The 6,395-nt window shown below is 63.8% G+C and carries 3 protein-coding genes and 3 pseudogenes; 2 read left to right on the forward strand and 4 right to left on the reverse strand.

Translation table 11 applies throughout. The features are described from left to right. Window positions 1–328: 328 nt before the first annotated feature. Window positions 329–464, forward strand: a pseudogene (locus AC0L2Z_RS34660) (IS110 family transposase); the annotation flags it as partial. Between the two features lies 1 nt (window position 465). Here AC0L2Z_RS34660 and ggt read toward each other — a convergent pair. From ggt to AC0L2Z_RS34675, 3 genes and pseudogenes are all read right to left on the reverse strand, one after another. Beyond that, window positions 466–2,163 carry a gamma-glutamyltransferase gene (ggt, locus tag AC0L2Z_RS34665; RefSeq protein ID WP_473630548.1) on the reverse strand — a complete coding sequence of 566 codons (1,698 nt, stop codon included), beginning with the start codon at window positions 2,161–2,163 and terminating at the stop codon, window positions 466–468. A 736-nt stretch (window positions 2,164–2,899) separates the two neighbouring features. Further along, the gene (locus AC0L2Z_RS34670; RefSeq protein WP_473630550.1) at window positions 2,900–3,040 is read right to left on the reverse strand and encodes a hypothetical protein; all 141 of its coding nucleotides are present in this window, start codon (window positions 3,038–3,040) and stop codon (window positions 2,900–2,902) included. Between the two features lie 109 nt (window positions 3,041–3,149). Next, a pseudogene (locus tag AC0L2Z_RS34675) lies at window positions 3,150–3,479 on the reverse strand (TSUP family transporter); the annotation flags it as partial. Here AC0L2Z_RS34675 and AC0L2Z_RS34680 point away from each other — a divergent pair. Next, window positions 3,478–3,654, forward strand: coding sequence for a hypothetical protein (locus tag AC0L2Z_RS34680; protein ID WP_473630549.1), 177 nt, complete (start codon window positions 3,478–3,480; stop codon window positions 3,652–3,654). The pseudogene AC0L2Z_RS34675 and the gene AC0L2Z_RS34680 sit on opposite strands and share 2 nt — an antisense overlap. 104 nt (window positions 3,655–3,758) lie before the next feature. Here the strand turns inward: AC0L2Z_RS34680 and AC0L2Z_RS34685 are convergent. Then, a pseudogene (locus AC0L2Z_RS34685) lies at window positions 3,759–5,585 on the reverse strand (gamma-glutamyltransferase family protein). Window positions 5,586–6,395: the final 810 nt, after the last annotated feature.

The following is a 6,395-nucleotide window of genomic DNA, read 5'->3' on the forward strand; positions in this document are numbered from 1 at the left end:
CATTCACTTTACAATTTAAAAAGTTCCCCGCATTTTCAGTCAGTTATGAGGGGGCCGATTTTGTTATTCGGCGCGCTTTAGAGCGCCTCAAGTGGTCACGCATCTGCTGTTGCTCACGCGGGCGCCGGGCTTTCTTCAATGCATCGGCGGGAAAACCCATCAACTGTTCGACACCTTCTGGCGAGGACGGGCCAAGCGGAGCATGTCGCGTCGTTCCCATGGTAAGACCGTATGTCCGCCTCTGTCGGTGAGGCGGCTCGCCCTACACTGCGCGTCCGAGGGTTGCTCGGGCTGGACCGAGCCGATCCTCATCAAAGGAGGACGAGCCGTGGCAGATTTTAGGGAAGCGTTTGTCGGAATCGATGTTGCGAAGGTGAGAAACGCCATCGCGGGGGGAAGTTCGCTTCCTCGGCGAAGTCGACGCGTCGGCCGCGAGCATGCGCCGGGTCATTCCGCGGATCGCGCTCAGTTCCACTCCCGGTCGGGCCTGAACCGCACGCCCCGCCGCGCCAACCCGCCGCCGAGACCGATCGGCGTGCCATCGGCGCGCCAACACGCGGCGCCAGTCATCGCGCCGTCCGCCTCGAACTGGATCACACTCATGCCGCCGCCAACGCTGTTAACCGGCGCCACATTGTGACCGCGGTCCCGCAATGCCGCGAGCACGCCTTCCGGCACCGAACCATCGTCGACCTCGACCCCAAAGCCCCGCGTCCAGAGCCGCGGCGCCTCCACGGCCTCCTGCACGCTCATGCCATGATCGATCAGGTTCGACAGGGCTTGCATCACCGAGGGGAAGATGCGGAGCCCGCCAGGCAGGCCGAGCGCGTAACGTAGTCTGCCGTCGCGCAGCACCATCACCGGTGACATCGACGAGGTGACGCGCTTGCCGGGCGCTACCGAGCTGGCGCGACCCGGATGCGGATCGAACCCGGCCATGTAGTTGTTCGGGATCGTGCCGGTGCCCGGCACGATGTAGCCGGCGCCGAACAAGTAGTTGATTGTCTGGGTGCTGGCGACAACGTTGCCGAGGCCATCCGCGACAGTCAGGTGGGTGGTGTGCGCGCCTAGGCCCGGCGCGACCCCCGCGCTCCATGACTGGGCGCGGTCGATTGTGATGCGCGCCCGGCACTCCGCCGCATAATCCTTGGACAGCAGCTTGCCGACCGGCACGTGGACGAACGCCGGATCGGCGGTCACCGCTGCCCGGTCCGCAAAAGCGATCTTCAGCACCTCCGCCAGAAGGTGCAGCGTGTCCGGCGTCGCGAAGCCGAGTGCGCCGACATCGTACCCCTCCAGGATGTTCAACATCTGAATGAGGTGCAGCGGGCCGGACGACGGCGGCGGCGGCCCGACGACCTCATATCCGCGATAAAGCCCACGCAGCGGCTCGCGATCAACGGTGCGATAGCTCGTCAGGTCCTCAAGTGTCAGAAAGCCTTCTTTCTGCGCCATGTGTTCCACAAGGCGACGTCCCAGTTCGCCGTCATACAGGATGGCCGGCCCCTCGCGCGCAATCGATCGCAGCGTCTCGGCATAATCGCCAGTGACCAGACGTGTCCCGGGCTGGATCGGCATGCCGCCGGGCAGATACAGTTTGGCGATTTCCGCATCGCGAGCCAGATCGGCCGACGCCTCGGAGACGCACTCCTGCAGATAGGGTGTCACGCGAAAGCCACGCGAAGCGTGATGAATCCCGGGCTCCATCACGTCGGCCAAAGAGAACGTGCCGAACCGGCGCAGCGCCTCGCACCAGCCAATCAGAGCGCCGGGGACAGCGACTGCGGTGGCGCCCACAACGTTGCGGCGGCCGATCGTGTCCATTGTGCCGGGCGCAGCCTTCGGGTCAGGCGTGTAGGTGGTGGGACCAGTCGCGAGCGGTGCGGTGCCCAAGCCGTCGAGCACGTGATGTGTGCCGTTGGCGAGGCGGATATGCGCTATGCCGCCACCCAGCACCCCCACCATCATCGGCTCGACGACCGAAAGAGTGAAGAGAGCAGCGATGGCGGCGTCGATGGCGTTGCCGCCAGCAGCGAGCATTTCCGCCCCGGCGGCGGAAGCGACCGGGTGATTGGTCACGACCATGCCACGCGACCCGGTCGCCGGTTGTTTCTCACAAGTGAAGGTGGTGCCAGCATGAGCTCGCCAGTCGGTGCGCCGCATCAGTCGACCTCCCGTTTACTAACCTGAAAACAGTGACACGGTGACGCCGGCCAGCCATGCCACACTCTGCCGTGCGACGGCAGCGTGCGGCAGACCGCGCTGCCACGCCACTGGATGTTAGTGTCGCCTATGCAGATGGTGAAATCGTACCGCTTATGATGTGGCCCCGTTTGTTATTCGGAGAGATCTGAATTGCCGCTGAGCCATCAGGTCAGGATCCAGAAATCCGCTTGAGACTGACACCGCTGTAGGGTTGAAGCTCCCGATCATAGGAGGCAGTATGAGCGTCTAGCCGATGCATAGCTGGAACTGATGCGGCTGTTCTTCTCGAAATCCAAGAGCAAGCAGCGGGCCGATGCCGTGCGGGTGGTGAGTGGGATGATCTATAGCGAAAAAAGCGAGGCACAGTGGAAGGGTTCCCCCTTGTCTATGGCCCGCCAAAGATGCTCTACAAACATTTCGTCCGTTGATCGTGCATCGGCATTACGGATGTTCGTGGAACCGCTGCAGCGCGTGGGATCAACCAGCTATGCCGAAGCTTCCATCGATGACCGTCGAATGACAAATCTAAGCCACACTGAGACGGCATCGAATGTCATACGACATCTAAAGTGAATCTCGTCTCTACATCAGGATGATTTGATCCCTCAATTCGCTCCTTTTTGTTTTGCCGCATGATCTTATCCGAAGGTCTGAAACTTTTCGGTACGCCTGACCTTCGGTTCGGGATCATTCTCTATCCCATCAGCATGCGGACGGCCGTGACGAACAGGAAGAAGGCGAACGCCATCTTGAGGTAGCACGAATTGATCGCGTGGGCGAGGTGCGCCCCGACCGGGGCGAAGACGTAGCTCACCGGGGCGAGCAAGATTGACATAGCCGAGGCTCAAGGGCGGCCGCTCGGGCACGCCCCAGCCGGGCCTAGATGAAGCCGCCACGCCGGGCAGCGCGATCAGGAGCTCCATGGCAGCGGCCGAGCCCACCGCGCGGTGGACGGGAAAGGAAAAGGCGGACAAGGTGGGCACCGAGAGCGTGCCGCCGCCGATCCCCATGAGCGAGGAGATGAGGCCGATCGCGCCGGCGATGGCGCCGTTGACGAGTCGCGAGGCGGGCAGATGGTCCGACTAGACCAGCGTCTTCGGCATCCCCATGTTGATGGCGACCAGGATACCGACGACTCCGAACCCGCCGCGCAGGCCCTCGCCGGAGATGAAGCGCGCCAGGATGCCTCCGGCGAGCGCGCCGAGAACGACAAGCGGGCCCCAAATCTTCAGGAGGTCGGTGTCCACCGTGCCCCTCTTGGCGTGGGCGCGCATGGACGAAATTGAGGTGGGGATAATGGTCGCAATATGTTGCGACCGCGAGATGGCTCGCCGCCTCGCCGGGAAAGTCGAGGAGGGTCAGCAGCCAGAACAGGGCGGGCACGACGACGATGCCGCCGCCGACGCCGAGCAGCCCCGCCAACGTTCCGCCGATCGCTCCCGTCAGTAATACACCCGCAACAAGAGCGATCGTTGCGGGCCAGTCGAGGTCGAGATGCACTGCCTGATCCTTGGCTAGGGAGGATGGGACGTCTCAAGCCGCGGCGTGTTCAGTCAACGCGCCACCGCATAGCCCTGCATGCCCCGTGGATTGGCGCCTGCCTTCAGGAGCTGTGTGCCGCCGTCCATCTCCCGCGCCACGGCCGAAAGACGCCCCTCGGACCAGTCGTCGCCCACGGTGACGACATGACCGCGCTTCTTGAGCGCCTCGATAGTCCGTGTCGGGAAACGTCCCTCGAGGGTGAGCGAGCCGAAGCTGATCTCGCGCGGCCAGAAGGAGCTCGGCAGGTGGTCGGTGTGGAAGGCCGGCGCGTCGATTGCCTCCTGTAGATTCATACCGCCGTGGATGTGGTGCAGCAACATGAGGAGCTGCCACTGGTCCTGCTGGTCTCCACCGGGCGTGCCAAAGGCGAGATAAGGCGCGCCACCGCGGTAGACCATCGTCGGTGTGAGCGTTGTGCGCGGCCGTACCCGCGGCTTGAGTGTGGAGTTCAGGCCCTCCTCCAGCCAGAACATCTGGCCCCGGGTGTTGAGGCAGAAGCCTAGGCCGGGGATGACCGGGCTGGACTGCAGCCACCCGCCCGACGGCGCGGCCGAGACCATGTTCCCCCAGCGGTCGACCGCGCTGACGTGGCAGGTGTCGCTGCGCGGAGCGCCGTCCTTGCCGAGCGGCGGCTCGCCGTAGCGGTGGTCGGGCCGGTCGCGCGCGGCCGTGGGCTCCCCGCCGCCCAGGCCCAGCTGAAGGATGGTGCCCACCTTCCGCAAAGGCGGAAGAACCGGCGGGCGCCCGTCCGGGCTGCCGGGGCGCACGTCCATGGATGCCGTCTCGCCGATCAGCGCGCGGTGCTCGTCGGCATAGGCGCGTGAGAGAAGCGTTTTTAGAGGCACGTCGGATGTGTCGCCGTACCACGCGTCGCGGTCCGCCATGGCGAGCTTGATGCTCTCCGCTACGACATGCACGAAGTCCGGACCCGAGGGATCGAGACCGGCGACGTCCGTGCCCGAAAGGAGCTGCAGCATCTGCAGGAGCACCGGACCCTGCGACCAGGCTCCGCACTTGAAGACTTCGTATTCGCCGTAAGCGATTGAGACCGGGGTCTCGAGCGCCGGCTCGAAAGCCGCCATGTCGTCGGCGGAAAGGAGCCCCTTGTGATGCCGGCCGGACACGTCCCACACGGATTCGCAGGCGCAGAATTCCGCGATGCGCGCTGCGATCGGACCCCGGTACCAAAAGTCGAGCGCGGCATTGATACGCGCTTCGCGGCTTGGCGCCGTCCGGGCCTTTTCGACGATGTTCCGGTAGAGCGCGGCTAGCTCGGGGGTTGCGGAAGAGCCGGCCGGCCTCCGGCACCCTGCCGCCGGGCAGATAGACGGCGGCCGAGGAGGGCCAGTGGGTGAGAAACAGCTCGCGCATAGTGGCAATCGCTGCCGAAATCCGCGGCACGAGAGGGTAGCCCTCCTCGGCATAGCGGATCGCCGGTGCGAGAACTTCTTCCAGCTCGGCGCTGCCGTGGTCGCGCAATAGCATCAGCCAGGCGCCGAAAGCACCGGGAACGCAGGCCGGCAGTAGGCCGGTGCCAGGTATGATGTCGAGCTCCAGCGCCCGGAAATGATCCAGCGTGGCCCTTACGGGCGAAGGCCCCTGCCCGCTGATAACCACCGGCCGTCCGGCGCCAGCCGGCGTCACGATGATCGGCACTTCGCCGCCCGGCCCGTTTTGATGCGGCTCCACCACCTCAGCACGAAGCCCGCGGCGACGGCAGCATCGAAGGCGGTGTGGCCCTTTTCCAGGATCGACATGGCCACCGCCGAGGCCAGCCAGTGGGTCGAGGAGACGGCCCCGAACGTTCCTCGTAATTCCGGACGCGTGGTGAAGCCCATTCGTGACCTTCCTCTGCAAGCCGCAGAATTCCGCAGCGCGCAGCAGAGCGCGCTGCCACGCCACTGGATGTTAGTGTCGCCTATGCAGATGGTGAAGTCGTACCGCTTATGATGTGGCCCCGTTTATGGCCCGTCGAAGATGCTCTGCAAACAGTTCGTCCGTTGATCGTGCATCGGCATTTTTACGGATGTTCGTGGAACCGCTGCATGTCTTCCGCTTGGCCGAATCCGAGGTGGCGCCGGTCGCGGATACTATAAAGGTATCGAAGAGCTAGGGACCTACGTTCCTTGCTGCCTTTCGCAAAAAACAGCTTGCCGATCGGTCTGCAGATTGTAGGGCCGACGCCCTCGTCCTGCGAGCCAGCCGGACTTTTGAGGCGCTACGGCCATTCAAAATGCCTATCTGAATTTATTTGCTGGCTGACAATCAAGTTGGCTGATGTCCACGACGGTGGCGCAGAAACACAGCAGCCAGCCCGCCTCCCGCGGACCCACCCCGCACGAGATTATACCGAACAGCTTCTGCCCGCCTATTGATCCGGTGGCGGCAGGCACGCTTTCGGACCAGATGCCCAGTTTAGGCGGGCGCTCCGAGGCCGAATAACAAATCGATCCCAAACATAACCATCTGAAACTGTCATGAAAATCTGATGTCCTACACTGTTGGCCTAGGTGAGGCATCTGCCATGCTTAACCTCAGCTTGACTCGAACACTTATCACTCGGTTTGGGAAAATGCCTCTGACACAAGACGTCGCCAGCACGGTCGCCAGACTGACTTATGACGAGTTGCCGGCACATGTCCGCGACC

This window comes from Mesorhizobium sp. WSM4850 (assembly GCF_055811735.1).